Below are 25,175 nucleotides of genomic sequence, written 5' to 3' on the forward strand. Positions count from 1 at the left end.
TGATTGCCTGAGCGGATTTATTTTGACAAACGCCGGGAGATTTCTTGTATCAGCCGATGGGCGAGGGTTTGCTTATCCGCACGCGGCAGGGTGGTGTGACCTTTTGCATCGAACAAGATCAATTCATTCTCATCTTTGCCGAAGGTATGGTGACCGATATTGCCGACCAACAGAGGCACGTTTTTCTTTGCCCGTTTCGCTGTACCGTATTCCAGTAAATTTTCCGATTCTGCGGCAAAGCCGACGCAGAAGGGGGCATTGGTCAGCGCAGCGACGCTGGCGAGAATATCGGGATTTTGCGCAAACTGGAGTTGCGGCGTATCGTTGTCGCTGGTCTTCTTAATTTTTTGCGGACTCGCGTTGGCGACACGCCAGTCGGCGACTGCGGCGACTGCGACGAATACGCTCTGATGACGTGCTGCCAGTTCTGCCATGACGCTGTCATGCATTTGTTGTGCCGTCTGTATGGTGATTCTGCGTACGCCATAGGGCGTATCTAAAGCCGTCGGGCCTGAGATCAGGGTCACGTCAGCACCGGCTTCCCATGCAGCCTGCGCAATCGCATAACCCATTTTTCCCGACGACAGATTGGTGAGGCCGCGTACCGGATCGATGGGTTCAAACGTCGGACCGGCGGTGATCAGGACAGATTTTCCCGTTAGGGTTTTCGCCTGAAAAGACGCGATGATCTCGGTCAGTAATTGATCCGCTTCCAGCATGCGGCCCATGCCGACTTCGCCGCAGGCTTGTTCGCCCGCAGCAGGGCCCAGTACTTGTATGCCGTCCGCTTTGACTTGCGCGACATTGCGTTGGGTGGCCGGATTGAGCCACATTTCCACATTCATTGCGGGAGCGATCAGCAGCGGCACATGGTGTGGGCGCGCCATGCACAGAGTTGACAGCAGGTCGTCGCAAGCGCCGTGCGCCAGCTTGGCGATGAAATCCGTGCTGCAAGGGGCTATCACAATCGCGTCGGCATCGCGGGTCAGGTCGATATGCGGCATATTGTTATGGATGCGGGCATCCCACTGGTCGGTGTATACCGTATTGCCAGACAAGGCTTGCATGGTCACTGGCGTAATGAATTGCATTGCGCTGGGTGTCATGACGACTTGTACCGATGCGCCTGCTTTAGTGAGGCCGCGCGTCAGTTCTGCGACCTTGTAACAGGCGATACCGCCGGTTAAGCCGAGTACGATTTTTTTGCCAGCAAGTCGCATGATTACTCCTTATTTTTTAACGCGACGCAATTCATCGAGAATGAACAATGCCGCACCGATACAGATCGCGCTATCCGCAATATTAAAGGCCGGGAAGTGATAAATTTCCTTGTAGTGAAAGTCGAGAAAATCGATCACGTGGCCATACATCAGACGGTCAATCACATTGCCCAGCGCGCCGCCCATGATCAACGAGAGTGCCCAGCAAAATAAACGCTGCCCCGCATGTTGCTTCAGCAGATAAGTGATGAATAGCGCTGCGATCACGCCGATTGCGGTGAACAGATAACGCTGCCAGCCGGATTCAGACGATAAAAAACTGAAGGCAGCCCCTTTGTTATACGCGAGCACCAGATTAAAGAATGAGGTGAGCGGCAGCGATTCACCTAGCGTAAATAATTTGGCAATCGTAATTTTGCTGAGCTGATCGAGCAAAATGATAATGCTCGCCAAGCCCAGCCACGGCACTAGCGAATTGCCGGAGGACTGAGAGACGGTAGAAAACGAATTACGTTTTTTGGTGGCCATAGTATGAGAAGTAAATTATTTCGGTCAACGAGATGAATATCGATTCAGTACGGTAATCTCTCTCGCCTCAACCCCAAGCCTCTTCCGCTGGCGGAAGAGGGAGCTAAAAGCACGGGATCCGAACAGTATTACGCAAATTTGCGGGCCTCGCCCGCGCCGAACAAATTGCTGACGCAACGACTGCATAAGCCTGCGTGCTCAGCATGCGCACCGACATCGGCGCGATAGTGCCAGCAGCGTTCGCATTTTTGGTGGGCAGATGGCGTGACGACCACTGCTTCTTCGGCTTCCGTCGCTACCTGTTCCACTGTCGCGGCTGAAGTGATCAGGACGAAGCGCAGATCATCGGCAAAGCTTTGCAGCAAAGTAAATTTGGCGCCGCTGGCTTTCATTGTGACTTCGGCTTGCAAAGATGCACCGATGCCGCCAGCGACACGGACCTCTTCCAGTTGCTTGGTCACGTCTGTACGGATCGCACGCAGCGCAGTGTATTTCTCCATCAAGGCATTGGCATTGTCGATGTCCGGCAAGGCGTAATAGGTTTGCGTGAAAATGGTCTCGTCGCTGTCCGCATACGCTTCTTTACTTGCAAAATTTGCCCAGGCTTCTTCTGCCGTGAAGGACAATGTCGGCGCCATCAAGCGCAGCAAACTTTGCGTGATATGCCAGATCGCCGTCTGTGCGGAGCGACGTGCTGCGGATGTCGTGCCGCTGGTGTACAAACGGTCTTTCAGGATATCGAGGTAAAAACCACCGAGATCTTCCGAGCAGAAGGATTGCAGCTTGGCGATTACCGGGTGGAATTCAAACTGTTCATAATGCGCGAGGATATCGGCTTGCAGAGCCGCCATATTCGCGATCGCATAGCGGTCGATTTCCAGCATCTGGTCCAGCGCTACGGCATCAGTCGCCGGATTGAAATCCGAGGCATTCGCCAACAGGAAGCGTAAGGTATTGCGGATGCGACGATACGATTCCGTCACCCGTTTCAGGATCTCGTCGGAGATCGACAGTTCGCCTGAGTAATCGGTTGCCGCGACCCACAAGCGCAGGATATCGGCACCCAAGGTATCCGAGATTTTTTGCGGAGCGACTACGTTGCCTTTGGACTTGGACATCTTCTTGCCTTCGCCATCGACCACAAAACCGTGCGTCAGCAAGGCTTTGTAAGGCGCGCGGCCATCCAGCATCGATGCCGTCAGCAAGGACGAATGGAACCAGCCGCGATGCTGATCCGAGCCTTCGAGGTACAGGTCGGCGGGGAAGTGCGATTGCTGTTTATGCGAGCCGCGCAAGACCGTGTAATGCGTCGTGCCGGAATCGAACCAGACGTCCAGGGTGTCGCGATTTTTCACGTACATAGGGGCTTCGTCGCCAAGTAAATCGGCGACTTCGATTTTTTGCCAGGCTTCTATCCCTTCCTGCTCGACACGCTGGGCGATTTGTTCCAGCAGCTCGGTTGTGCGCGGATGCAGTTGCCCGGTTTCTTTGTGCAGGAAGAATGCCATCGGCACGCCCCATTGACGCTGGCGTGACAGCGTCCAGTCAGGGCGATTTTCAATCATGCCGTGCAAGCGCGCTTTGCCCCATGCCGGGAAGAATGCGGTTTCGTCAATCGCTTTCAATGCGGTCTGACGCAGGCTATTGCCGCCATCTTTCGGGGTGTTGTCCATGCTCGCAAACCATTGCGATGTCGCGCGGTAGATGATCGGCGTTTTATGGCGCCAGCAATGCATGTAGCTGTGATCGAACATTTTCAGCGAGAACAGGGCGCCGGCTTCTTTGAGTTTGTCGCAGATGGGTTTGGAGGCTTCCCAGATCGTCATGCCAGCGAAGAAAGGCAGTGAGGATGCAAACTTGCCATCGCCCATGACCGGCGCGATGATGGCATCATCCTTCATGCCGTGTGCTTTGCAGGACTGGAAATCCTCGATGCCGTAAGCCGGTGCCGAGTGCACGATGCCGGTACCGGTATCGGTGCTGACGTATTCGCCCATGTAGACAGGGGAAAACCGGTCGTAGCCCGCATCGAGTTGCGCCAATGGGTGCTTGAATTTGACTTCGGATAAATCGGCACCGAGACAGGTTGCAATGACTTTACCTTCGAGTCCGTAGTTGCTCAGCGATGCTTCCACCAGATCTTGTGCCAGGATTAACAGCAAAGGTTCGCCATCGCGCACGGTCTCGACCAGTGCGTAAGTGATTTCCGGATGCATGTTCAATGCCTGGTTAGACGGGATGGTCCACGGGGTCGTGGTCCAGATCACGCAAAAGCCTTGGTCGACCGGCAGTTTGGCGAGTTTGAAGGCCGCAGCGATCTTGTCTTGTTCGGCAAACGGGAAGCCGACGTCGATCGATGGATCGCGTTTGTTTTCGTATTCGACTTCCGCTTCGGCCAGCGCCGAGCCGCAATCGAAACACCAGTTGACCGGTTTCAGGCCGCGGTACACATAGCCTTTTTCCAGCAACTTGCCGAGCGCACGGATTTCATCGGCTTCGTTGCCGAACGCCATGGTTTTATACGGATTGTCCCATTCGCCCAAGACACCCAGGCGGATAAAGTCAGCCTTCTGGCGTTCGATCTGCTCGTTCGCATAGGCGCGTGCCTTGGCTTGCACTTCGGCGACGGGCAGGTTTTTGCCATGCAGTTTTTCGATCTGGATTTCGATTGGCATGCCGTGGCAATCCCAGCCCGGTACGTATTGCGCGTCGAAACCTGCCATGTTGCGGGCTTTGACGATCATGTCTTTCAGGATCTTGTTGACGGCATGCCCGATGTGGATATCGCCGTTGGCATACGGCGGGCCGTCATGCAGGATGAATTTGGGGCGATCCGCGGAAGCCTTGCGGATGCGCTGATAGATTTTTTTATCTTGCCATTGCTTGACCCATTGCGGCTCGCGCTTGGCGAGATCGCCGCGCATCGGGAAAGGCGTTTCAGTCATATTGATTGGATACTTGCTGGCGATTTTTGCTGACTTTTCGTTGGACATGATTTTCTTTAAGTAGGATATTTTCTGTATGTTTCGTGAAGGCTACGCAATGCATTTGGAATTGAATTTCAATGCGCGATCTTCAAATTCGGTCCGTAGCCGAGATGGCGCCGGTGGCGCGATTGCGGAAATACGCCCTGGCCTGTTCGGCATCGCGTTCAATGGCTTCGGTCAGGGTCGGCAGATCGATGTATTTTTCTTCGTCGCGCAGCTTTTGTAAAAACTCTACCTGAATGACTTTGCCGTAGGCATTGCCGCTGTAGTCAAACACATGCGTCTCCAGCAGCACGCGGCCGCTGTCATCCACGGTTGGGCGTACCCCCAGACTGGCGACCGCAGGCAAGGGCTGGTCAGCCAGGCCATGCACCTGCACGATAAAGATGCCTTGCAGTGCAGGGCGGTGGTGCGCGATGCGTAAATTCAGGGTAGGAAAGCCGATCGTGCGCCCCAGTTTCTGGCCATGCACGACATGACCGGAGATGCGGTAAGGACGGCCGAGCAGATGTTCGGATTCGACAAAATTACCCGCAGCCAGTGCAGCACGCACGGCCGAGGACGAGATGCGCTGACCTTTGTGTTGTACTGCTGCTAGCGTCTCGACGACAAAGCCATGCAGTTTGCTGGCTGCCATCAGCATCTCGATATCGCCGGCACGTTTTGCGCCGTAACGGAAATCTTCGCCGACCATCAGCCATTTGACATGCAACCCTTGCACCAGGATTTTCTCGATAAAGTCTTGCGGTGATAAGGCAGCGAAATGCGCATTGAAATGTTCAACAATCACCCGGTCAATCCCGGCCTCGGTCAGCGACGCCATGTTGTCGCGCAGATTGGCAATACGCGTTGGCGCTTTGCTGAGGTCGCCGGAGCGTTGCGCGAAGAATGCGCGCGGATGCGGTTCAAAGGTCATGACCGCCGCCTCGACATTCAGGCGTGTAGCGGCTGCACGCAAATGGGACAACAGAACCTGATGCCCAAGATGCACGCCGTCAAAGTTGCCTATCGCCAGCGCGCAGGGCGCACGGGAGGCAGCGTTGGGGAGTCCGCGAAATACCTTCATATTGTTTGAGGAAAACTGCTGCAAAAACCTTCGATTATAAATGCTTTCTAAGGTGGTTTTGGCTTAAGGCGGAGGAAACAAGGGCTTTCAGCACCGAATACTCAGCAAGATGCGCAAAAAACGGCTTAAAACTAATGATGATGCGGCCACATAACATGGTCCGACGTCAAATCCGATGCAACGGCATCTTTATTGCCAGTCGTATGCCGCATCACCTCGCCGCAGGTGCAAATGCCCTGCTATGGTTGAATATGCGAGCAGGCCGAGGCTTTTTGCAGGAAAACCTGGACGGATTTGCAACGAAGCTTACTCTTTAATCGCTTCGACGCTGAAATATAGCGTCACCTCATCGCTGACAAAGGGCACATAGCGACCGACATTGAAGTCGCTGCGCAGGATTTTGGTATAGCCGTTCGCGCCGCAGGCGGATCTCAGATACAGAATCATGAAGCGGCAATTGAATTGGGTGATTTCAAATTTTGCCGGATGGGTGATGCCCTTGATGGTGAGGTCGCCATCGATGCCGGTCAGTTTGGCATTATCGTCGAAGCGCAAGGCGGTCGATTTGAATCCAATCGTCGGGAACTGGGCCGTATCGAAAAAACTGGCCGAACGCAGACTATTGTCAAACAAGGCGCTGCCTGTGCTGACGGAACTGGCATCGATGTCGAGTTGTACCGAGCCGGTTTTATTCGGCACATCCAGTTCAATCACCCCGCTGTTTTTATCGAAGCGTCCGCGTTGCAGGGATAGTCCCCAATGGCTGTATTCAAAGACAGTAAAAGTGTGCTCGGGGTCGATCAGATAGCGGTCGGCGGCGCCGGCGCCGGGCAAACTGAAGGCGATCATCCAAGTCGCCATGCCGAGTTTTAGCAGAGTGAGTGCATCGCGTCGCATCTTGACACCGGTAAGTATTTGCCAGAAGGAACTCAAGTGCATTGCGCAAGCCGATTCTTATCGCCGCCGCACTTCAGGTGCCTTTACTTTACCTTACTTTGCGACTTTGATTTTTAAACGCCATAACGAAGTAATTTCAGCAGAACGCGCGGCATGCAAAGGATCGCTGACATCAGTCGCTTTGCCATGACGCGGCTTGATATCCATTTTGCCGATGACTTCCAATCCGCCTGCCTCAATCCATGACCAGAGCTCGGCCGAACTGCGCAGGCCCAGATGTTCTGCCAGGTCGGACATGATCAGCCAGGCTTCGCCCCCGGGCTCCAGATGCGCCGCGACGCCGGATAAAAATCCGCGCAGCATGCTGCTGTCCTGATCGTAGATCGCATGTTCTATCGGTGAATTCGGCCTGGCCGGTAGCCACGGCGGATTGCAGACGATCAGCGCTGCGCGGCCTGGCGGAAATAAATTGGCCTTGATGACCTCGACCTGACCGGCCATGCCTAGACGTTGCAGATTGTCGCGCGCGCAACTCAGTGCACGCTCATCCTGGTCGGTGGCGATGATGCGCTGGACGCCGCGTTGCGCGAGGATGGCCGAGATTACGCCAGTCCCTGTGCCGATATCGAAGGCGAGTTGCTGGCCCGGTAGCGGCGCTTTGGCCAGCAGATCGAGGTATTCGCCGCGCACCGGCGAGAACACGCCGTAATACGGATGGATACGCTGGCCCAAGGCAGGAATTTCTACGCCATTTCTACGCCATTCATGGGCGCCTACCAGACCTAATAATTCTCTGAGAGAGGCGACGAATGCAGTGCTGTTTTCAGCTGTTGCGCCATAGACTTCGGTGCATGCCAGACCCACATCGGGAGCGCGCCGTAAAGGAATGCTGTAATCGGCGTTGAAAGGGATCAGCAGCATCGCCAGCACGCGGGCGCGTTGCGATTGGGCTTGACGGTGCAGATGAAATGCCTCGGTCAGCGTCACAGGTGTTTTATCTGTTTTGCGAGATTTGGCGGGTTTTTTATCGATGCGGCGTGCCAGCGCCTGCAGGAGCTGGCGGGCATTCTGAAAGTCGCCGCGCCACAGCAATCCTGTGCCTTCGCAAGCCAGGCGATAGGCGGATTCGGCGGTCATGCGGTCATCGGCGATCTGCACCCGTTTTGGTGCGGGCGAACCGCTTTCGGAATGCCAGCGGGCGCTATGAGTCTGATCGTTTTCAGTCCAGCTAATTACAGGGGATTCACTCATGGCCAGCTCAATTGCAATAAAGCAGCAGAGTTTAACTGAGTTTGTTGACAGCCCCTATACATTACGCGAGGTATTTGTGATGCGGTGCTGCGCAGTCCAGAAGTTTGATCAGATCGTGAATCGGATCAATAATATTTAGGGGGAGTATTTTTAAATCACGAGGTAATCATTGCGGATTAAGGTATGAAATCACCATTACTCCTACCCAGTATAAATATTGCAAGGTGCTGGAAAATCGATGCCAGATGGTGAGCCGCTACCGGCCGGTGCGACTCACAATCGGCATCGCGTCGACTTATTTTTTGTTCAGGAAGGCCCCCGATACTTGCTGCAAAATACTGCCCAGATCGCCGGAGCCTGATTCAGATACTGCGCCCTGCGGCGTGAGTTTGTCGACCAGGCCTGGCAACATTTCTGCCAGGTGCCCCGCCGCACCATCCTGCGACAGGCCTGCTGCGGCGGCCAAGTGCGCCAATTGCCCGTCACCGAGTGCGCTTTGAATTTGTTCCGCGGAAATCGGTAGATTGTGTCCGTTGCCGATCCAGGAATTGACGATGTCGCCCAAGCCTGCGTTTTGAAATGAATTGATCAAGCCAGTCAGACCTCCGGTTGCGCCGGAGCCTCCCGATTGATTATTGGTCAGCATCGCCAGCGCTGCCTGTATCAATTTGGCTTTAGGATCATTGCTCTGATCCGCGTTGCCGCCCAACATGCCTAATGCTGCGTCAAGAAGTCCCATACGATCCCTTTCTGAGGTGGTGGATGAATCACATTACAAGCTTAATGACAGCAATATTAATACTAAAAGATCAATGAGATTATGAATTTTTTATGAAGTGGATTTACCCAAAACGGCAAGCTGCTTACACTCATTCGCAGGTAACTTCTAAAAAACCCCGTACTCAAGCGCATCGCGTCGTTTTGTACAAAATCTTAAAGCCTGGCAATACCGACGTATTGCACCGTTTTGTGCCTGGCGCTGCATCTTGATGAAAGTGTTTTTAGGCATTTCCCACATTGAACCCGCAGGCTGGGTGCGGCTTTCAGAGACATTTCGTGCCAATAGGCGCGCCCAGCTTGCGGGTTCGTTTTCACGCGGATTGACAGGTCCAACTATTCTGAGGCGGAGAGAATAATCTGATCCATGCCGGTCAATATGCGTTTTTTTACATTCCGCCCCACGCGGCATTTAAAGCGGCGATCGCCGCCAGACCCGCAGTCTCTGTACGCAAGATGCGCGGCCCCATGCCTAAAGTCAGCACGCCTTGTCTGATCGCCAGCATCTCCTCATCCTCAGAAAAACCGCCCTCGGGACCGATCATCAGGCTGACCGATTGCGCCGGATGATGGCGCGCCCAATCGGCGAGCGATTGTTCTGCTCTGGGGGACAGCAAGATGCGTTTGTGGATGTCTTGCAGCGCCAGCCATTTCGGCAAATCCATGATGGGCGATAAGTGGGCCAGGCGATTGCGCCCGCATTGCTCGGCGGCGGCAGTGATGATGCCTTGCCAGTGCGCGAGTTTTTTTTCTGCCCGTTCAGCGGATAGCCTGACGACGCAACGCTGGGCCGAGAGCGGCTGTATTGTCGTGACGCCCAGTTCAATCGCTTTTTCAATAATCCAATCCATCTTGGACGCTTCCGGCAGCGCTTGCGCCAGGGTCAGGGCATACGGCAGTTCACATTCTTCCGGCAAAAACACTTTGACGTCTGCCGTGACATTTTTCTTGCCGACCGTGGTCAGCGTTGCAATATAGCTGCCGCCTTCGCCATTGAACACGCAAATATTCTCATGTACCGCAAGCCGCAATACAAAGACGTGATGCGCGACTTCGGCTGGCAGGTCAATCGAAGCGCCAATGGCGAGCGGAAGAGGGCAATAAAAGCGTGGCATATCGTGTCTGCAGGAAAGATTGAAGCGTAGTTAGCACGGCCGCAGAACTACTTTGATTAACGGATTATATAGACAGCAAGGGCGCGGCGCACTCGTAGCGAATGCGTGACGGGGTGATCCCGGGGTGATCCATAGGACAGGCAAGCTATATTCAATACGCGCAATTGCCAATTTTGCAAAGATTTGCTTAAAAATTATTAAAATTATTGCAATAATATCGCCTTGAATTGGCGGATGGTCTGGCAGATAGCAATTAAATCTGCCAATTCCATGGGGAATTCCCTGCTAATGATTGAAATCACGCGATATAGCTTGCTTGTACGCTTGAAACACGCAAAGTTTTGCGCCTCCGCAGCCGCGATCAGTAGTTCTCGTGTCACGCTCTGGTAAAATAACGGACTTTGCAGAACTTGATTGATATTTAATCGTTACTGCCTTGCTTCACCGACCAGTTTTTCTCAGACTACATCAGCCCAAACAGACGCTATGACTTCTTCCCTCCAGCCAGCAACAATCACCAAAATGGCCAATGCGATCCGCGCCTTGTCCATGGATGCCGTTCAAAAAGCCAATTCCGGTCACCCGGGTGCTCCCATGGGGATGGCCGATATTGCCGTGGCTTTGTGGAAAGGCCATTACCGCCACAATCCGGCGAATCCGCAATGGATTAACCGCGACCGCTTTGTGCTGTCCAACGGCCACGGCTCGATGCTGCATTATTCTCTGCTGCATCTGAGCGGCTATGATTTGCCTATGGAGGAGATTCGCAATTTCCGCCAGATGCATTCCAAAACTGCCGGCCATCCTGAAGTGCATGTTACCCCCGGCGTAGAGACCACCACGGGGCCGCTGGGCCAGGGCATCACGAATGCGGTCGGTATGGCTTTGGCGGAAAAATTACTGGCTGCCGAATTCAACCAGGGCGGTCTGAATGTAGTGGATCACCACACTTACGTGTTCATGGGTGATGGCTGTCTGATGGAAGGTATTTCGCATGAAGCCTGTTCGCTGGCCGGCACACTGCAGCTGAACAAGCTGATCGCCTTCTGGGATGATAATGGTATCTCGATTGATGGTCATGTCGAAGGCTGGTTCACTGACGACACGCCTAAACGTTTTGAAGCCTATGGCTGGAATGTAATTCCTGCAGTTGACGGCCATGACGCCGCCGCGGTATCCAAGGCGATTGAGTCAGCCAAAACATCGAGCAAGCCAACCCTGATCTGCTGCAAAACCGTGATCGGTAAAGGTTCGCCGAACATGGAAGGCACCCACAATGTGCATGGCGCTGCGCTCGGCGATAAAGAAATTGCCGCAGTTCGTGCGCACATCGGCTGGGACTACGCTCCCTTCGACATTCCTGCCGACGTGTATGCAGCCTGGGATGCCAAGGCCGATGGTGCCAAAGCCGAAGCCGAATGGAATGACCAGTTTGCTACTTACGCCGCGCAATATCCGGCAAAAGCCGCTGAGCTGACACGCCGCATGAAAGGCGCTTTGCCGGCGAATTTTGATGAAGTCGTAGCAAACGCTATCGCGGCTTGCGTAGAGAAAAAAGAAAATATCGCCACCCGGAAAGCCAGCCAGAATGCGATTCAGGCCTTTGCCCCGAGCTTGCCAGAATTCCTCGGCGGTTCGGCGGATTTGACCGGTTCCAATCTGACCAACTGGAAGGAATGCGTCGCAGTGCGCGCCAACCAGGCCGGCAACCACATCAACTACGGTGTACGTGAATTCGGCATGAGCGCAATCATGAACGGCATCGCTTTGCATGGCGGCTACATCCCGTTCGGCGCGACTTTCCTGACCTTCTCCGACTACAGCCGCAATGCGATCCGCATGGCAGCGCTGATGAAGATCCGCACGCTGTTCGTGTTTACGCATGACTCCATCGGTCTCGGCGAAGACGGTCCTACCCACCAATCGGTAGAGCACGTGTCCAGCCTGCGCCTGATCCCGAATCTGGATAACTGGCGTCCATGCGATACCGTTGAATCTGCGGCGGCCTGGGCATTTGCGGTCAAGCGCAACGACGGTCCGTCAACCCTGATTTTCTCGCGTCAGAACCTGCCTTACCAGGAGCGTAGCGCCCAACAGATCGCGGATATCTCACGCGGCGGCTATGTTTTGCAAGATGCGGCAAATGCGAAGGCGGTATTGATCGCCACCGGTTCTGAAATTGAACTCGCGGTGAAGTCCGCCGCAGCCTTGGCAGAGCAGGGCATCGCGGTACGCGTAGTCTCGATGCCATCGACCGATGTGTTCGATCGTCAGGATGCAGCGTATAAAGCGAGTGTCTTGGGCAAAGGCTTGCCACGCATCGCGATTGAGGCTGGCGTGACCGGTTTCTGGTACAAATATGTGGGCCTGGAAGGTGCCGTTGTCGGGCTCGATACTTTCGGCGAATCCGCACCGGCCGGCGTGCTGTTCAAACATTTTGGCTTCACTGTGGATAACGTGGTGGCCAAAGTGAAAGCGACGCTGGCATGAGCGCAGCAAATATCATGAAAGAAATCAGCCTGCGTCGCGCCACGGTTGCCGATGCGCAGGCGATTGCTGCGGTACGCATCGAGAGCTGGCGTGCGACGTATCGCGGCATCATGCCGGACGATTACCTGGATGAGATGAAACTCGATGACAGTACCGCAATCTGGGAGAAAGTGCTTAGTGCCGGTAATGACGCAATTTGCGTGTTTGTCGCGATTGCGGATAACGAGATTATTGGCTTCGCCTCCGGCATGCTGCTGAAGGAAGAAAAACAGGGCATGCACGCCGAGTTGACGGCAATTTACCTGCGCACGGCATTTCAGAATTCAGGCATCGGCCAGCGTATGTTGCAAAAAGTAGCGCGTACTTTGCAAGCAATGGGCGCCAGCAATATGCTGGTCTGGGTACTGACCGGCAATAAGGCCGCCCGACAGTTTTATGAAAATTTTGGCGGACAATTTTTAGTCGAACAGGATTTCATCTGGGATGAGCTGGAGTTGCAAGAAGTCGCTTACGGCTGGCCTGATTTGAATGAACTGACGCAGTTGCACCTGAGTACAGCAGAGGCAGCTCCGACTTTGCATTAATTTTTTAGTAGTAAGCCCTAAGATTTACAAAGATTTAAAAAGATTTTTCACTGTTTTTATTGGAGATAAAACCATGACGATTCGCGTCGCAATCAACGGCTATGGCCGTATCGGCCGCAACATTCTGCGTGCCCACTACGAAGGTGGCAAATTCAAAAACGACATCCAGATCGTTGCGATTAACGATCTCGGCAATGCAGAATCCAACGCCCATCTGACACGCTACGATACCGCCCACGGCAAATTCCCGGGCACAGTATCGGTTGAAGGCGACAGCATGATCGTCAATGGCGACAAGATCAAAGTATTCGCAGAACGCAATCCGGCGAATATTCCTTGGGGTGAACTGAATGTCGACGTCGTTCTGGAATGCACAGGCTTCTTCACGACCAAAGAAAAAGCTTCTGCTCACTTGGCCGGCGGCGCGAAAAAAGTCATCATCTCCGCACCGGGCGGTAAAGATGTTGATGCAACCATCGTCTATGGCGTGAACCACAATGTCCTGAAATCCACAGACACAGTGATCTCCAACGCCTCCTGCACCACTAACTGCCTGGCACCATTGGCAAAGCCGCTGAACGATGCAATCGGTATCGAAAGCGGTTTGATGACCACCATCCATGCCTACACCAACGACCAGGTATTGACTGACGTGATGCACGAAGACTTGCGTCGCGCACGCTCCGCCACCATGAGCATGATCCCGACTAAAACCGGCGCAGCAGCGGCGGTTGGCCTGGTCTTGCCAGAACTGAACGGCAAACTCGATGGCTACGCAATGCGCGTGCCGACGATCAACGTGTCGGTTGTCGATCTGACTTTTATAGCGTCCCGCGACACGACAGTCGAAGAAATCAACAAGGTGTTGAAGACCGCGTCAGAAGGCGCTTTGAAAGGCATTCTGGATTACAACACAGCGCCGTTGGTCTCGGTTGACTTCAACCATAATCCAGCCTCCTCGACTTACGATGAAACACTGACCAAAGTCAACGGCGGCCGCTTGGTTAAAGTGTCGAGCTGGTACGATAACGAATGGGGTTTCTCGAACCGTATGCTGGATACGACCGTGGCATTGATGAACGCGAAATAATCGGGTTTTTTCCAGCGATTAAAAATACCCCGAACTTTCGGGGTATTTTTTTGTCTATTGCTTTGTCTGTCCTATTCAGGCTTCCTTGAATTATCCGGGAATCGCACCAAATCTGACAAAGTATTACGATGGCGTTTCAGCTAACCGTGTTTGGAGAGTGTCATTATGTTTAGTCCTAAGAAATTGATTGCTGAGAATAAGGGTTTCATCCTGTTTATGTTCGGGATGGTGTTGGTGCGCAGCGCCCTGGCGGATTTTTACCTGGTGCCGTCTAGCTCGATGTATCCGACCCTGGTCGAGGGCGACAGGGTGATCTGCAACCGGCTTGCGTATGATGTCAAACTGCCGTTTACCGATGTGATTTTGTCGCATGTGGCGGATCCTGTACGTGGCGATATCGTGACCTTCAGTTCGCCGGAAGACGGTACCCGCCTGGTAAAGCGCTTGATCGCAGTGCCCGGTGATGTGGTCGAAATGCATGATGAGCAACTGGTGATCAACGGCGTGCCGTCAGCTTATCAAGAGGCATTCGATCATTCCGCCAATCATCTGACCCCGACCCGCGAATACCAGGGCAAACAACTTGTGTATCAGGAAACCGTAGGGAGCAAACAGCATGGCATCATCGTCATGCCAGAACGCCAGGCCATGCGCTCATTCGGCCCGGTCAAGGTGCCCGAAGGACAATATCTGATGTTGGGTGACAACCGCGATAACAGCAAGGATTCACGCTACATCGGCTTTGTCAAACGCGAGCTGATCACCGGACGCGTCAGTCGCTTGCTTTACTCACTCGATGGCGATAACTTTTATCTGCCACGATTAGAACGAATTGCGGCAAAGACTTAAACAAACCGAGGCGTGAATTTAATTTCATGCCTTTTTTGTTTGCGACTGTTTTCCGAATCTCTTCACAAATCATTCAAAAAAAGTCAGCTAGGCAATCGATCCTGCTTTACAAATCTTTACTCAAGCTACACACGGACTTGACCGGATTCTCCGACACTGCGTAACGGGACTTTCCCCTTACTTTTTCAGGAGAACAACGATGCGCAATTCCTCCATAAATAAACGCTGGTTCGCAAGCTGGTCGGCGGCCGGTGTATTCGCCTTGCTGATGGCTGGCGTAGTCGGGCTGAAGGTCTACGCGGGCAATATGCATGATCAGCATGCCGGCGGGCACGAGGAGCATGGTGTAATGCTCATGGGCGTCAGCAGTCCGGCCTCACTCGCTGCACGTTTAACCGGTTTGCCGGCGCATATCGATGTCATAGCGGGCTTGAGTGAGCAGCAAAAAGCGCAGACAATGGAAAAAGTTACGCAGGCGAGTGCCGAGCTGAGCGCCTTGCAACAAGCTTATCAAGAGAGGAATAGCAAGATGTTGATGTTGTTGACGCAGGAAAAAATAGATGAACAGGCGATTGAGGGCTTGCGTCGCGAACAGGTATCAATGGCAGAGCTGGGTTCTCGTCGCGTCACGCAGTTGATGGTCGAGCTGACGAAATTGCTGACCCCGGCGCAGCGCCAGCGTTTCGGCGGATTGACCGCCAATCATCACGGCAGTCATGGTTGAGCGCGACCATGTGATACGGATGAGCGGATTCTTGAGATGAATCCACTCGTTCTGCTGGTCGAAGACGATGTCCGTCTGGCCCAAATGCTCAGCGAGTATTTGGGCGAAGCGCATTTCCGCACTTGTATCGCCGGTACCGGTGCGGAAGCGTTGGCGCGTCTGGCGCAAGAACGCTTCGATCTGGTGGTACTCGATCTGATGCTGCCGGATCTGGATGGACTGGAAGTCTGTCGCCGCCTGCGCCGTCATAGCGAGGTGCCGCTATTGATGTTGACTGCACGCGGCGATGCTACAGACCGCATTGTTGGACTGGAACTCGGTGCCGACGATTATCTGCCCAAACCTTTCGAGCCGCGTGAATTGCTGGCTCGACTGTCTGCCATTCTGCGGCGACAACGGCGAATAATCGATATGCCTGATGCGTCTGATGGACAGGGTGTGTCGAATATTTCCTACTCGCCGGACCGCAGCTTGCGTTTCGGTCGCCTGGAAATCGATCCGGATACACGTTGCTTGAAGAAAGATGGCGATGTTCAGCCGCTCACTTCTTATCAGTTCGATCTGTTGCAGGTCTTGGCCGAAAATGCCGGTCGGGTCCTGACCCGCGATTTCTTGCTGGATCGCGTCAAAGGTGAAAAGTTGGAAGCCTTCGACCGCTCGATTGATGTTCACATCTCGCGTATCCGCTTCGCCATTGAAGATGACCCGAAACGACCCCGGCGTATCATCACGGTGCGCGGCGCAGGCTATGTATTTGCAAAGGTGCAGGAATGAGATCACGGCTTTACCTGAGTTTTTATCTGACGTTACTCGCGTGCATGGCGGTATATACCGTTATCGGTACTGGATTGCGTCATAGAATCGGAGGCGTGCCTGATCATGTGTGGTCGTTGGTATTCGGCGGACTGGCTCTCATCGTCAGTGTCGGTGCTTATCCGTTTATCCGGCGTCTGACCCTACGCCTGGAACGCTTGCAGATGGCGGTCGAATCGCTGGGTGAGGGCGACTTGCAGACACGCGTCGCAGTCGAGGGGCGCGACGAGGTTGCACAACTCGCACATGCTTTCAACCGTGCGGCTGAAAAAATCGAATCCTTGGTAGTGGCGCATAAATCGCTGCTGTCCAATGCCTCGCACGAATTGCGTACCCCGTTGACCCGCATCCGTTTGACGGTGACCTTGATGAAAGAAAGTGCCGAACCCAGGCGACGTGCTGAACTTGAGCAGGATATCGCTGAACTCGATGCTTTGCTAGACGAGATATTGCTGGCTAGCCGGCTGGAGGCGCCGGTCGGACTCGGTGCGCTCGAAGAGGTCGATCTGCTGGCGCTGGTGGCCGAGGAATGCACGCGCTACGACGATGTCGAGCTTGGCGGCGTTCCCGTCATCTTGCAAGGGCAGTCACGCTTGTTGCGGCGTTTAATCAGGAATCTGTTGGAAAACGCTAAGCGATACGGGAAGCCGCCGACTTTAGTCGAATTACGTGGCGGCGAGCAAGGCGCGGAACTGGTCGTTAGCGATCATGGCCCCGGTGTCGCTGCCGAGCATCTGGAGCGCGTATTTGAACCGTTTTTTCGCAGCCCGCATATCGTGACCAATACGGGTGTTGGCCTGGGGCTGGCATTAGTGCAGCAGATCGCCAGGCATCATGGCGGAGAGGCACGCTGCGAGCGCACCGACAATGGCAGCAGCCGGTTCGTGATACGTCTGACTCGCCGCTGAATATTACCAAATCGCTGCTGCAGCATTTTATAATTCAGGACGGAACGTAGCCCAGCGTTTCAGAAATCTGCTCGGCGGTGGAGATCAGATCCTCCAGCCATTCTTCTTGCAAACGATCGGCGGGTGCTGAAATCGACAAGCCCGCAATCATCTTGCCGCTGTCGTCGCGTATGCCGGCCGCCATGCAACGCACACCGAGTTCCAGTTCTTCGTTGTCGCGTGCAAAGCCGTGTTCGCGGACCTCGGCAAGTTCTTTTTCCAGCTTGTGTAAATCGGTGATCGAGTTTTTATTGTGACCAGCCAAACCGGTGCGGGTCGCATACGCACGGATCGCTTTCGGCTCGTCGAGCGATAGAAATAATTTGCCCGTCGAGGTCAGGTGCAAAGGGGCGCGACCACCGATGGCGCGCACGACTTGCATGCCGGAGCGCTCCGAAAAAGCGCGGTCGATATATACGATCTCATCGCCCTGACGTACCGACAGGTTAATGGTCTGGTGCGTCTGGCGGTGCAGGGTGCGCATGAATTCGAGCGCGGCTTCGCGTACATTCAGGCGACTTTTGACAATATTGCCTAACTCCAGCAAGCGCATGCCCAGGCGGTAGGAGCCCGCCTCGGCGCGATCGACGAAGCGGGTCGTGACCAGATCATTCAGAATGCGGTGCGCGGTCGACGGATGCAGGCCCGTCACGATGGCGAGTTCTTTCAGGCTGACGGGATCCTGATAGCGCGACAGGGCATCCAGTAGGGATACCAGTCGTTCGATTACCTGTATCGAGGTTTTTTCGGAATTCGTGGTGTCGTTTTTCATATGATGGTTGGTGCATTGCAATAGATGCTTTATACCACAATGTGAAAAGCGCGTCAGCTTGTTGGCGTCAGAAATCGAGCTGAATTGCTCACGATGCTGGAATTTAATGGCGTAATTAGCCCTGCAGTTGTCTTGGCTGGCCGTACTTGTTGCGCTCAGTTAAGCCAGGCGCCTTGCGTTTTGCCATGATGGGTGGTCGTATCGTATTGGGCATCCTTCAGGTTGTAGTCCTTGAGGATTTGCATGCCCAGATTATTCGCCTGTGATTCGAGTTTTTGACAGTCGTCCATGCCAGGTAAACTGAGTATCGCTTGCTCCACTGCATAGGCCGCCTGTTTGCCATTGTTGTAGTGACCAAGCTCATGCGTTTTTAACGCCGCGGCGAACTGCTCAAATTGCATTTTCTGCGCGTCAGATATATTGCCGACCAATCTTGGCAGCGTGATCGTTCCTGACAGGTCAACTTTGACCTTGCGCATCTTGCATCGGCCATCCGGCGCTTGTTGCCACCAGAAATGCCACTTCACCCACCATTTGGTGAAGCCATGAAAAACTCTGCCGTTTTCCCGAATCGGTGAAGCGCTGTTCAAAATGGCTTTTAGCGAAAGCTGCGGATCGGCATTCGCCGGATAGTTGATGTAGTCGAGATGCTCTGTCACTTCGGCATGAGCATCGATCCATAGACACAGGCAAAAAAAGCACAGAGCGATTGTTTTCATTATTTGGCGAATGACGAATGGATAAATGAAGTCAGGAAGGCGAGTCGTGCTTGAATTAAATCAGATGCTTTGTGCGACTACCTGAGAACGGAGTTTATCAGCGAGCCGGTCGCAGAAATGATCTAAGTCGCATATTTGCGATACGGTGCTGTTAAAATCTGCGGCACCAGCTAGTTTGCTGTCGTAGCTAGGGATGATTGTTGGATCGCATGACCATCCAATACTAAAGTTTTTTATTTCAGGAAGCACTCATGAACGATCAGGAACAAGCCGTCAGCGAGTTTAAAAGCAAGAGCGGTGTCAAGCGTATTTTTTCTGCTTTTTTTTATTCGATTGATGGTTTTAAATCAGCTTGGAAAAATGAACACGCCTTTCGGCAAGAATTGATTTTAGTCGTGATCGGCATGGCGGTGGCATTGGCGTTACCGGTTTCGTCTTTTGAGAAACTGATGATGATTGCCAGTCTGTTGCTGATCCTGGTGGTTGAGTTGATTAACTCGGCGATCGAGGCGGTCGTCGACAGGGTCTCGCTGGAGCGACATACTCTGTCAAAAAATGCGAAAGACTTCGGCAGTGCTGCGGTCTTGCTGACTTTGCTGATTTCGCTTGGAACCTGGGGTGTGATTCTGTTTAACCGGTTTTACTACTAGCGCAGATTGCCGGCCTTGTATAGCTGGTATTAGCTTAGGATTTACGCAAAAACCAAACCTTCTCACCACAGAGACACAGAGAAAAGGCAAGAGAGGGACTGGCAGCATGGAGTTTGATATGCAAATGAACCCGCAAGCTGGATGCGCCTGTTGGCACGAAATGCCTCCGAAAGCCGCATCCAGCCTGCGGGTTCAATGTACGCTGTGGTAAGCAGCTTGTCGTTTTGCGTAAGTCCTATCGCTGTTATGCGCCGTTAGGTTTGCATTCCTCGTAATGGCTCAGCGATTCTGAATGACTGCTGAATTTTTATTCGCATTAAGATCTCCATCATTAAAACCACCATAATTAAGCTCACCACAATGACTTCAACAATTTCTATCATCGCTACTCATGACGACGCTTTATCGGGTGCGCTGACCGCCCGCATCAACAATAAAACCAAGCCGCTGGGCAGTCTCGGCTGGCTGGAGCAGCTTGCCAGACAAATCGGCTTGATCCAGCAAACCACCCAGCCCGCGCTGCACCAGCCGGCGATTATGGTGTTTGCCGGTGACCATGGCGTGGTCGCCGAGGGTATATCCGCGTATCCGCAAGACGTGACCTGGCAAATGGTAGAAAACTTTTTGGCCGAAGGGGCCGCGATCAATGTCTTTGCCCGCCAGAATGGACTGGCGCTGCATATTGTCGATGCCGGCGTTAATCATGATTTTGGCGTGCGCGATGGTTTGCTGGATCGCAAAATCGCGGGTAGTACACGCAATTTTGCGCAGGAAGCGGGGATGTCGGCCGAACAGTGTCAGGCCGCCCTGCAGAACGGTAAAGACCTGGTCGCAGCCTTACCTGGCAATGTACTTGGCTTTGGCGAAATGGGAATAGGCAATACGACTGCCGCCGCCGCCCTGATGCATAAGCTGACGGGCATTGCCGTTGCAGAGTGCGTCGGTGCCGGCACCGGTCTGGATGCGGCTGGCGTCAAGCGTAAGCAAAAAGTGATTGAAGACGCGGTGAAATTGCATGCGACAGTAAGCGATCCTTTAGCGATATTGGCATGTTTCGGCGGTTTTGAAATAGCGACCATGGTGGGCGCCATGCTGGCTGCGGCTGAGCGGCGCATGGTATTGCTGATCGATGGCTTTATCGTGACCAGCGCCTTGCTGGTCGCAGCAAAATTACAGCCGGCGATTCTCGACTATTGCATCTTTGCGCATCGCTCGGATGAGAGCGGTCATGCCAGGATGCTGGCGGCCCTGGACGCACGTCCTGTATTGCAATTGGATTTGCGGCTGGGCGAAGGAACCGGGGCTGCGCTGGTGTATCCGTTGTTGCAGGCCGCAGTGAACTTTATGAATCAGATGGCGACTTTCGAGTCGGCGCAAGTGAGTGAGAAGTCTTGATGCGTCATTGCTTGCTGCTGTATTTCTTTCGATAACCCTTCGTACACCTATGCACCAAATCCGGCTGTTTTTTATCGCGCTGCAATTTTTTACGCGTATTCCCATTCCATCCTGGGTGGGATTTGAGGCGGCGTGGTTGCATCAGGCATCGCGTTATTTCCCGGCAGTCGGCTGGGTCGTCGCCCTGCTGACGGCAGCGGTCTTCGGCATAACGCATCTGCTGTTGCCGCAAGCGGTGGCGGTGATTTTGTCGACCGCGGCAGGCATCTGGCTCACCGGTGCGTTTCATGAAGATGGTTTCGCCGATGTCTGCGATGGTTTTGGCGGCGGCATGACGCCGGAACGGGTGCTGGAGATCATGAAGGATTCGCGCATCGGTGCCTACGGTGCGATCGGGATTTGCCTGATGCTGTTGGGCAAGCTGACTGTGCTGGCGAGCATGCCTGCGCAGTACGTGATCCCGGCCTTATTGCTGGCGCATCCGCTGTCGCGCTTGGCCGCTTGCAGCTTGATCTATGCCTTGGATTATGCGCGACTCGAAGGCAAGGCCAAACCTTTGGCGCAGCATATGTCGGGCGCGGAATTCCTGATCGCCGGATCGACGGTATTGCTGCCAGTTGCGCTACTGTTGTACTGGCAGTTCGTGCCGCTGAACAATACGATTTTCGCTGCGATTCTGCTGATCCTCGCAAGCTGGTGGCTGGCACGGATGTTTGTGCGCAGGATAGGCGGCTACACCGGCGATTGTCTGGGCGCGGTGCAGCAGTTGTCCGAAGTCGCGTTTTACATCGGACTATGCAGCTCTATCTGATCCGTCATCCCAAGCCGGACATCGCATCCGGCATTTGTTATGGACAATCCGATGTGGCGAGCAGTGAGATGCAATGCCAATTAGTGTTGCCATCATTACGCGCCATCTTGCCCGCCAGCGCGAAAATTTACTCCAGCCCTTTACAACGCTGCACCCTGCTTGCGGCGCATCTGGCATCCGATCTGCAAGTGCCGGCAGAATGCGATGCGCGCTTGATGGAAATGAATTTCGGTCGATGGGAATTGCAGCATTGGGACCGGATCCCGCGCGCCGAGATCGATGCCTGGGCCAACGATGTCAGCGCATATCGCCCCGGCGGCGCCGAAAACCTGATCGATATGGCTAGTCGGCTGATCGATTTTCTGCAAGAGATTTTTCGTCTGTGGCAAGCCGAAAAAAAGGATGTCATCGTTGTCAGCCATGCAGGTTCCATGCGTCTGATGCTGGCCTATCAAGCCGGGATCAGCCCGGAAGCGCTGGCGCGCAGGGTAGTGGCGGATCGCCAGGCGATTGATTTTGGTGAATGCAGACAGTTGCAATTATAAATATGGCAATGTTATTATTGTCGGAGAGGTAATTTCAGCGGCGCAGCATCATTGAGAAGGCATGCCTATGATAGAGCTAAGGAAAAGCCCGCGCACCCAAGTCATCTGGCGTGCGGCCGTCAAACTCGGCGATGGTAGCCTGGTTGCCGCCAAAATCGTCAACCTGTCCAGCGGCGGCATATTAATGCACTGTCCGCATAGCCTGGAAGTCAATCACGAATACCGGATCATGATGGAAGTGCCGGGGATTGCCGACCCTGTTTCCCAGCACTTCAAGGTCGCATGCAAAGCCTTGGTTCAGCATTGCATACTCGCAGAAGATGATTACCGGATCGGTGTGAAATTCAATGAACTCTCGGATTTGCATCAGAATTTAATCGATGCCTGGATCTCCAGAGCGGGCAAAGCCGATCATGCCGCCTGAGATTTCACCATCCACGGCGCATCCGCTAAGTCAGTTTCAATCAAGCTAATCAAGCGGTTGCGCTTGCCGCCAAGCGGCTCTGGCCTTAGAATGGCGGGGTTTTGGTGCTCGCGGACATGCTCATGTCCGCGGTTAAACGGGAAACATAATGTGAAATGATGCCATTTCGCAAGCGTGTGCTGCCCCCGCAACGGTGAACAAGCGCTGTAGAGACGCGGTCTGCAAAGACCTTACTTTACGGCAGCCTTCTGCAAATACCACTATGCTCCGGCATGGGAAGGTCGGAAGGTGAAGCTTGTCAGCCCGGATACCGGCCAGAATAAGTGAAGTGCTACCGACACCCTCAGGGGATATTTTCATTGGCGGTCAGTTCCGGCGTTATCCGTGCCTTGCACAAGTTAGCGATGTGATTGATGTGTTTGTGTGGAATAAGTTGTGGTGGCACTTTGTGTTCATGCAGCCTGCGGGGACGTTGGCTGCTTGCCCTTTTTCATTGTGATCATGACTTCTTCATTCAAACCGCTCGCCATCAGCGTTGCTGTGGCTGCTATTTTTCCTTCTGTTTCTGCGTTCGCCCAGAGTACCCAAAACTTTGATACCTCCACGAATGTGGTAATTACCGCGGGTCGTCAAGTGCAGGCTGCCAAAGATGTGCTGGCAGACAACGTCGTCATTACCGCTGCAGAAATTGCCAAGTCCGGCGCCGCCTCCATCGTCGATTTGTTGCAACAGCAACGCGGTATCGAGATTGCCCGCAACGGCGGTCCAGGCACTATCTCATCTGTCTTTATTCGCGGCGGTGCCAATGCGCAAAACGTGGTGTTGGTCGATGGTATCCGCATTGGTTCATCAACTTTAGGTGGCGCTACCTGGTCGGCGATCCCGTTGTCCCAGATCGAGCGTATCGAAATCGTCTACGGCCCGCTCAGCAGCTTGTATGGTGCTGATGCGATGGGTGGCGTAGTGCAGATTTTTACCAAAAAAGGCAGCGCAGTCATCACGCCTACCGCTACTGTCGGCCTGGGTAGTTATGGCTTGCGTAAGGCCGGTGCCGGCATTAGCGGCGCGACAGCAGGTAATGTCAGCTTCGCGCTGAATGTCGGCCATGAAGAGGAGGATGGTTTCTCCGCGACCCGCCCCAGTGCCGGTCGGTATTACTACAACCCAGATAAAGACGGCTACACGCTGGACAGCGTCAGCGGTCGCCTCGGTTATGAAGTCGCCACGGGACACGACCTCGGCATCAGCTTCCTGCAAAGCCGCCTGAATGCGCAATTCGACGCGGGTCCCGGCTACGATGATCGCAATATCCAAAAGTTGGAAACCCTCGCGATCTTCACGAAAAACCGTTTGGCCAGTAACTGGCTCAGCACCGTGCAAATTGCTGAAACGGCGGATAAGGGTTTTACCGATGCCTCATTTGGCCCAAGTCAATTCGACACCAGGCAGACTAGCCTGAACTGGCAGAATGACATCAGCTTTGGCAAAGATGTGCTGCAACTGGTCTATGAACACCGTAAAGAAAAAGTGCAGGCGAGCACTCAAGAAGTGAGCGGCAACCGCACTACCAATTCTTTAGCCGGCTCCTATGTATTCAAGCAAGATGCCCATCTGGTCAGCGCCAGTGCGCGTTATGACGACAGCTCGCAATATGGCTCCAAAGTGACCGGTAGCGTGGCATACGGCTATCGCCTGAGTAATGCCTTGCGGGTCAATGCCAGCTACGGCACCAGCTTCCGTGCGCCGACGTTCAATGAGCTGTATTACCCATACTACGGCATCTCCACCAATAAACCGGAGCAAGCCAAGAATACCGAAATCGGTATTTATTACGAAGACGGCGTCAGCCAGTTCAGTGCAGTGTATTACTCCAATAAGGCAAGAGATTTGCTGGTCTATGCCAATCTATGTCCGGTAGAAAAGTCCAGCCATCCATACGGTTGCGCTTATAACGTCAACAAAGCCACGTTGTCCGGTTTGACGCTCGGCGGTTCCACTCGTCTGGGCGATCTGAGCTTGCGCGGTTCTCTGGATATTCAGGATCCGAAAGATGACACTACCGGCTTGCGTCTGGCACGTCGTAGTACGCAACACGGTAGTCTGGCTGCCGAATATAGCTTGGCTAAAACCAAGCTCGGCGTAGAAGCCGTGTTCTCCGGCGATCGGTTTGACGATATGCAAAATACCCAACGATTAGGTGGTTATAGCTTATTGAATCTGTATGCGACCTATGATGTGGCAGCGAACTGGTCGGTGATCGGGCGCTGGAATAATGCGCTGAACAAAGATTATGAACTCGCAAAAGGCTATACGACGATCGGTTCTAATGTCTTCGTTGGGGTGAATTACGGTTTTAAATAAGTTGGCGTTATCCCTCAGTTATCAGAGGATGTAGCCTTATTCCCCTGTCCCGCATGCGGGAGAAGGGCCAGGGGTGAGGGTGCATGCAAACGATGCTGGCGTGCGAATTTGGTGAGCGCTTAAGCTTGTGAAATCGCTTTTGATTTGAATTTTTTGAGGG

23 protein-coding genes and 1 riboswitch are annotated in these 25,175 nt (G+C 53.7%); of the genes, 13 read left to right on the forward strand and 10 right to left on the reverse strand.

What is annotated here, in order from left to right; genetic code table 11:
• Positions 1 to 17 precede the first annotated feature (17 nt).
• From coaBC to LPB67_RS04335, 8 genes are all read right to left on the reverse strand, one after another.
• A complete protein-coding gene (coaBC, locus tag LPB67_RS04295; RefSeq protein WP_262835818.1) occupies positions 18 to 1,220 on the reverse strand; it encodes a bifunctional phosphopantothenoylcysteine decarboxylase/phosphopantothenate--cysteine ligase CoaBC in 1,203 nt (400 codons plus the stop codon).
• Between the two features lie 9 nt (positions 1,221 to 1,229).
• Positions 1,230 to 1,748, reverse strand: coding sequence for a signal peptidase II (gene lspA / locus LPB67_RS04300; RefSeq protein WP_262835819.1), 519 nt, complete (start codon positions 1,746 to 1,748; stop codon positions 1,230 to 1,232).
• A gap of 128 nt (positions 1,749 to 1,876) precedes the next feature.
• Positions 1,877 to 4,741: an isoleucine--tRNA ligase gene (gene ileS / locus LPB67_RS04305; RefSeq protein WP_262835820.1), complete on the reverse strand. Its 2,865-nt coding sequence runs from the start codon at positions 4,739 to 4,741 to the stop codon at positions 1,877 to 1,879.
• A gap of 82 nt (positions 4,742 to 4,823) precedes the next feature.
• Positions 4,824 to 5,801, reverse strand: coding sequence for a bifunctional riboflavin kinase/FAD synthetase (locus tag LPB67_RS04310; protein ID WP_262835821.1), 978 nt, complete (start codon positions 5,799 to 5,801; stop codon positions 4,824 to 4,826).
• Between the two features lie 306 nt (positions 5,802 to 6,107).
• Entirely contained in the window at positions 6,108 to 6,740 is a 633-nt protein-coding gene (locus tag LPB67_RS04320) for a YceI family protein (protein WP_262835822.1), read from the reverse strand.
• A gap of 51 nt (positions 6,741 to 6,791) precedes the next feature.
• The gene (locus LPB67_RS04325) at positions 6,792 to 7,949 is read right to left on the reverse strand and encodes a methyltransferase (protein WP_262835823.1); all 1,158 of its coding nucleotides are present in this window, start codon (positions 7,947 to 7,949) and stop codon (positions 6,792 to 6,794) included.
• Positions 7,950 to 8,244: 295 nt separating this feature from the next.
• The gene (locus tag LPB67_RS04330) at positions 8,245 to 8,688 is read right to left on the reverse strand and encodes a YidB family protein (protein WP_262835824.1); all 444 of its coding nucleotides are present in this window, start codon (positions 8,686 to 8,688) and stop codon (positions 8,245 to 8,247) included.
• A 427-nt stretch (positions 8,689 to 9,115) separates the two neighbouring features.
• Entirely contained in the window at positions 9,116 to 9,841 is a 726-nt protein-coding gene (locus LPB67_RS04335) for a 16S rRNA (uracil(1498)-N(3))-methyltransferase (protein ID WP_262835825.1), read from the reverse strand.
• A 486-nt stretch (positions 9,842 to 10,327) separates the two neighbouring features.
• Here LPB67_RS04335 and tkt point away from each other — a divergent pair, with 486 nt between their 5' ends.
• The 7 genes from tkt (at position 10,328) to LPB67_RS04370 (ending at position 17,299) form a co-directional block, all read left to right on the forward strand.
• Positions 10,328 to 12,331, forward strand: a complete 2,004-nt coding sequence (tkt, locus tag LPB67_RS04340) for a transketolase (RefSeq protein ID WP_262835826.1) — start codon at positions 10,328 to 10,330, stop codon at positions 12,329 to 12,331.
• Positions 12,328 to 12,915, forward strand: a complete 588-nt coding sequence (locus LPB67_RS04345) for a GNAT family N-acetyltransferase (protein WP_262835827.1) — start codon at positions 12,328 to 12,330, stop codon at positions 12,913 to 12,915. Before tkt ends, LPB67_RS04345 begins: the two co-directional genes overlap by 4 nt.
• Positions 12,916 to 12,988: 73 nt before the next feature.
• Positions 12,989 to 14,005 carry a type I glyceraldehyde-3-phosphate dehydrogenase gene (gene gap / locus LPB67_RS04350; RefSeq protein ID WP_262835828.1) on the forward strand — a complete coding sequence of 339 codons (1,017 nt, stop codon included), beginning with the start codon at positions 12,989 to 12,991 and terminating at the stop codon, positions 14,003 to 14,005.
• A 165-nt stretch (positions 14,006 to 14,170) separates the two neighbouring features.
• On the forward strand, positions 14,171 to 14,854 hold the full coding sequence (gene lepB / locus LPB67_RS04355; RefSeq protein ID WP_262835829.1) for a signal peptidase I: 684 nt from the start codon (positions 14,171 to 14,173) through the stop codon (positions 14,852 to 14,854).
• Between the two features lie 199 nt (positions 14,855 to 15,053).
• A complete protein-coding gene (locus tag LPB67_RS04360) occupies positions 15,054 to 15,578 on the forward strand; it encodes a periplasmic heavy metal sensor (RefSeq protein ID WP_262835830.1) in 525 nt (174 codons plus the stop codon).
• 36 nt (positions 15,579 to 15,614) lie between these two features.
• Entirely contained in the window at positions 15,615 to 16,352 is a 738-nt protein-coding gene (locus LPB67_RS04365) for a response regulator (RefSeq protein WP_262835831.1), read from the forward strand.
• Positions 16,349 to 17,299 (forward strand): sensor histidine kinase, encoded by a 951-nt coding sequence (locus tag LPB67_RS04370; RefSeq protein ID WP_262835832.1) that lies wholly within the window; start codon positions 16,349 to 16,351, stop codon positions 17,297 to 17,299. Before LPB67_RS04365 ends, LPB67_RS04370 begins: the two co-directional genes overlap by 4 nt.
• 34 nt (positions 17,300 to 17,333) lie before the next feature.
• On the opposite strand, the gene LPB67_RS04375 is transcribed toward LPB67_RS04370, so the two are convergent.
• Complete coding sequence (locus LPB67_RS04375) at positions 17,334 to 18,110, reverse strand: IclR family transcriptional regulator (RefSeq protein ID WP_262835833.1); 777 nt, start codon at positions 18,108 to 18,110, stop codon at positions 17,334 to 17,336.
• A 155-nt stretch (positions 18,111 to 18,265) separates the two neighbouring features.
• Complete coding sequence (locus LPB67_RS04380) at positions 18,266 to 18,829, reverse strand: DUF922 domain-containing Zn-dependent protease (RefSeq protein WP_262835834.1); 564 nt, start codon at positions 18,827 to 18,829, stop codon at positions 18,266 to 18,268.
• 251 nt (positions 18,830 to 19,080) lie between these two features.
• Between LPB67_RS04380 and LPB67_RS04385 the strand changes: the two genes are divergently transcribed.
• The 6 genes from LPB67_RS04385 (at position 19,081) to LPB67_RS04410 (ending at position 25,015) form a co-directional block, all read left to right on the forward strand.
• Positions 19,081 to 19,479, forward strand: coding sequence for a diacylglycerol kinase (locus LPB67_RS04385; RefSeq protein WP_262835835.1), 399 nt, complete (start codon positions 19,081 to 19,083; stop codon positions 19,477 to 19,479).
• Positions 19,480 to 19,839: 360 nt separating this feature from the next.
• Positions 19,840 to 20,874 (forward strand): nicotinate-nucleotide--dimethylbenzimidazole phosphoribosyltransferase, encoded by a 1,035-nt coding sequence (gene cobT, locus LPB67_RS04390; RefSeq protein ID WP_262835836.1) that lies wholly within the window; start codon positions 19,840 to 19,842, stop codon positions 20,872 to 20,874.
• 49 nt (positions 20,875 to 20,923) lie between these two features.
• The gene (locus LPB67_RS04395; RefSeq protein ID WP_262835837.1) at positions 20,924 to 21,685 is read left to right on the forward strand and encodes an adenosylcobinamide-GDP ribazoletransferase; all 762 of its coding nucleotides are present in this window, start codon (positions 20,924 to 20,926) and stop codon (positions 21,683 to 21,685) included.
• Positions 21,670 to 22,230 (forward strand): alpha-ribazole phosphatase family protein, encoded by a 561-nt coding sequence (cobC, locus tag LPB67_RS04400; protein WP_262835838.1) that lies wholly within the window; start codon positions 21,670 to 21,672, stop codon positions 22,228 to 22,230. Before LPB67_RS04395 ends, cobC begins: the two co-directional genes overlap by 16 nt.
• A gap of 67 nt (positions 22,231 to 22,297) precedes the next feature.
• Positions 22,298 to 22,654, forward strand: a complete 357-nt coding sequence (locus LPB67_RS04405) for a PilZ domain-containing protein (protein ID WP_262835839.1) — start codon at positions 22,298 to 22,300, stop codon at positions 22,652 to 22,654.
• Positions 22,655 to 22,739: 85 nt separating this feature from the next.
• Positions 22,740 to 22,988: riboswitch (cobalamin riboswitch) on the forward strand.
• A 167-nt stretch (positions 22,989 to 23,155) separates the two neighbouring features.
• The gene (locus LPB67_RS04410; protein WP_262835840.1) at positions 23,156 to 25,015 is read left to right on the forward strand and encodes a TonB-dependent receptor domain-containing protein; all 1,860 of its coding nucleotides are present in this window, start codon (positions 23,156 to 23,158) and stop codon (positions 25,013 to 25,015) included.
• The last annotated feature ends 160 nt before the right edge of the window (positions 25,016 to 25,175 follow it).

Source organism: Undibacterium sp. Jales W-56 (genome assembly GCF_025548535.1).
Classification (GTDB): Bacteria; Pseudomonadota; Gammaproteobacteria; order Burkholderiales; family Burkholderiaceae_D; genus Undibacterium.

Excerpts from the sequence above, each read along its gene's own strand:
- coaBC (WP_262835818.1), bottom strand. The coding sequence starts at position 1,220 with ATGCGACTTGCTGGCAAAAAAATCGTACTCGGCTTAACCGGCGGTATC.
- lspA (WP_262835819.1), bottom strand. The coding sequence starts at position 1,748 with ATGGCCACCAAAAAACGTAATTCGTTTTCTACCGTCTCTCAGTCCTCC.
- ileS (WP_262835820.1), bottom strand. The coding sequence starts at position 4,741 with ATGTCCAACGAAAAGTCAGCAAAAATCGCCAGCAAGTATCCAATCAAT.
- LPB67_RS04310 (WP_262835821.1), bottom strand. The coding sequence starts at position 5,801 with ATGAAGGTATTTCGCGGACTCCCCAACGCTGCCTCCCGTGCGCCCTGC.
- LPB67_RS04320 (WP_262835822.1), bottom strand. The coding sequence starts at position 6,740 with ATGCACTTGAGTTCCTTCTGGCAAATACTTACCGGTGTCAAGATGCGA.
- LPB67_RS04325 (WP_262835823.1), bottom strand. The coding sequence starts at position 7,949 with ATGAGTGAATCCCCTGTAATTAGCTGGACTGAAAACGATCAGACTCAT.
- LPB67_RS04330 (WP_262835824.1), bottom strand. The coding sequence starts at position 8,688 with ATGGGACTTCTTGACGCAGCATTAGGCATGTTGGGCGGCAACGCGGAT.
- LPB67_RS04335 (WP_262835825.1), bottom strand. The coding sequence starts at position 9,841 with ATGCCACGCTTTTATTGCCCTCTTCCGCTCGCCATTGGCGCTTCGATT.
- tkt (WP_262835826.1), top strand. The coding sequence starts at position 10,328 with ATGACTTCTTCCCTCCAGCCAGCAACAATCACCAAAATGGCCAATGCG.
- LPB67_RS04345 (WP_262835827.1), top strand. The coding sequence starts at position 12,328 with ATGAGCGCAGCAAATATCATGAAAGAAATCAGCCTGCGTCGCGCCACG.
- gap (WP_262835828.1), top strand. The coding sequence starts at position 12,989 with ATGACGATTCGCGTCGCAATCAACGGCTATGGCCGTATCGGCCGCAAC.
- lepB (WP_262835829.1), top strand. The coding sequence starts at position 14,171 with ATGTTTAGTCCTAAGAAATTGATTGCTGAGAATAAGGGTTTCATCCTG.
- LPB67_RS04360 (WP_262835830.1), top strand. The coding sequence starts at position 15,054 with ATGCGCAATTCCTCCATAAATAAACGCTGGTTCGCAAGCTGGTCGGCG.
- LPB67_RS04365 (WP_262835831.1), top strand. The coding sequence starts at position 15,615 with ATGAATCCACTCGTTCTGCTGGTCGAAGACGATGTCCGTCTGGCCCAA.
- LPB67_RS04370 (WP_262835832.1), top strand. The coding sequence starts at position 16,349 with ATGAGATCACGGCTTTACCTGAGTTTTTATCTGACGTTACTCGCGTGC.
- LPB67_RS04375 (WP_262835833.1), bottom strand. The coding sequence starts at position 18,110 with ATGAAAAACGACACCACGAATTCCGAAAAAACCTCGATACAGGTAATC.
- LPB67_RS04380 (WP_262835834.1), bottom strand. The coding sequence starts at position 18,829 with ATGAAAACAATCGCTCTGTGCTTTTTTTGCCTGTGTCTATGGATCGAT.
- LPB67_RS04385 (WP_262835835.1), top strand. The coding sequence starts at position 19,081 with ATGAACGATCAGGAACAAGCCGTCAGCGAGTTTAAAAGCAAGAGCGGT.
- cobT (WP_262835836.1), top strand. The coding sequence starts at position 19,840 with ATGACTTCAACAATTTCTATCATCGCTACTCATGACGACGCTTTATCG.
- LPB67_RS04395 (WP_262835837.1), top strand. The coding sequence starts at position 20,924 with ATGCACCAAATCCGGCTGTTTTTTATCGCGCTGCAATTTTTTACGCGT.
- cobC (WP_262835838.1), top strand. The coding sequence starts at position 21,670 with ATGCAGCTCTATCTGATCCGTCATCCCAAGCCGGACATCGCATCCGGC.
- LPB67_RS04405 (WP_262835839.1), top strand. The coding sequence starts at position 22,298 with ATGATAGAGCTAAGGAAAAGCCCGCGCACCCAAGTCATCTGGCGTGCG.
- LPB67_RS04410 (WP_262835840.1), top strand. The coding sequence starts at position 23,156 with ATGACTTCTTCATTCAAACCGCTCGCCATCAGCGTTGCTGTGGCTGCT.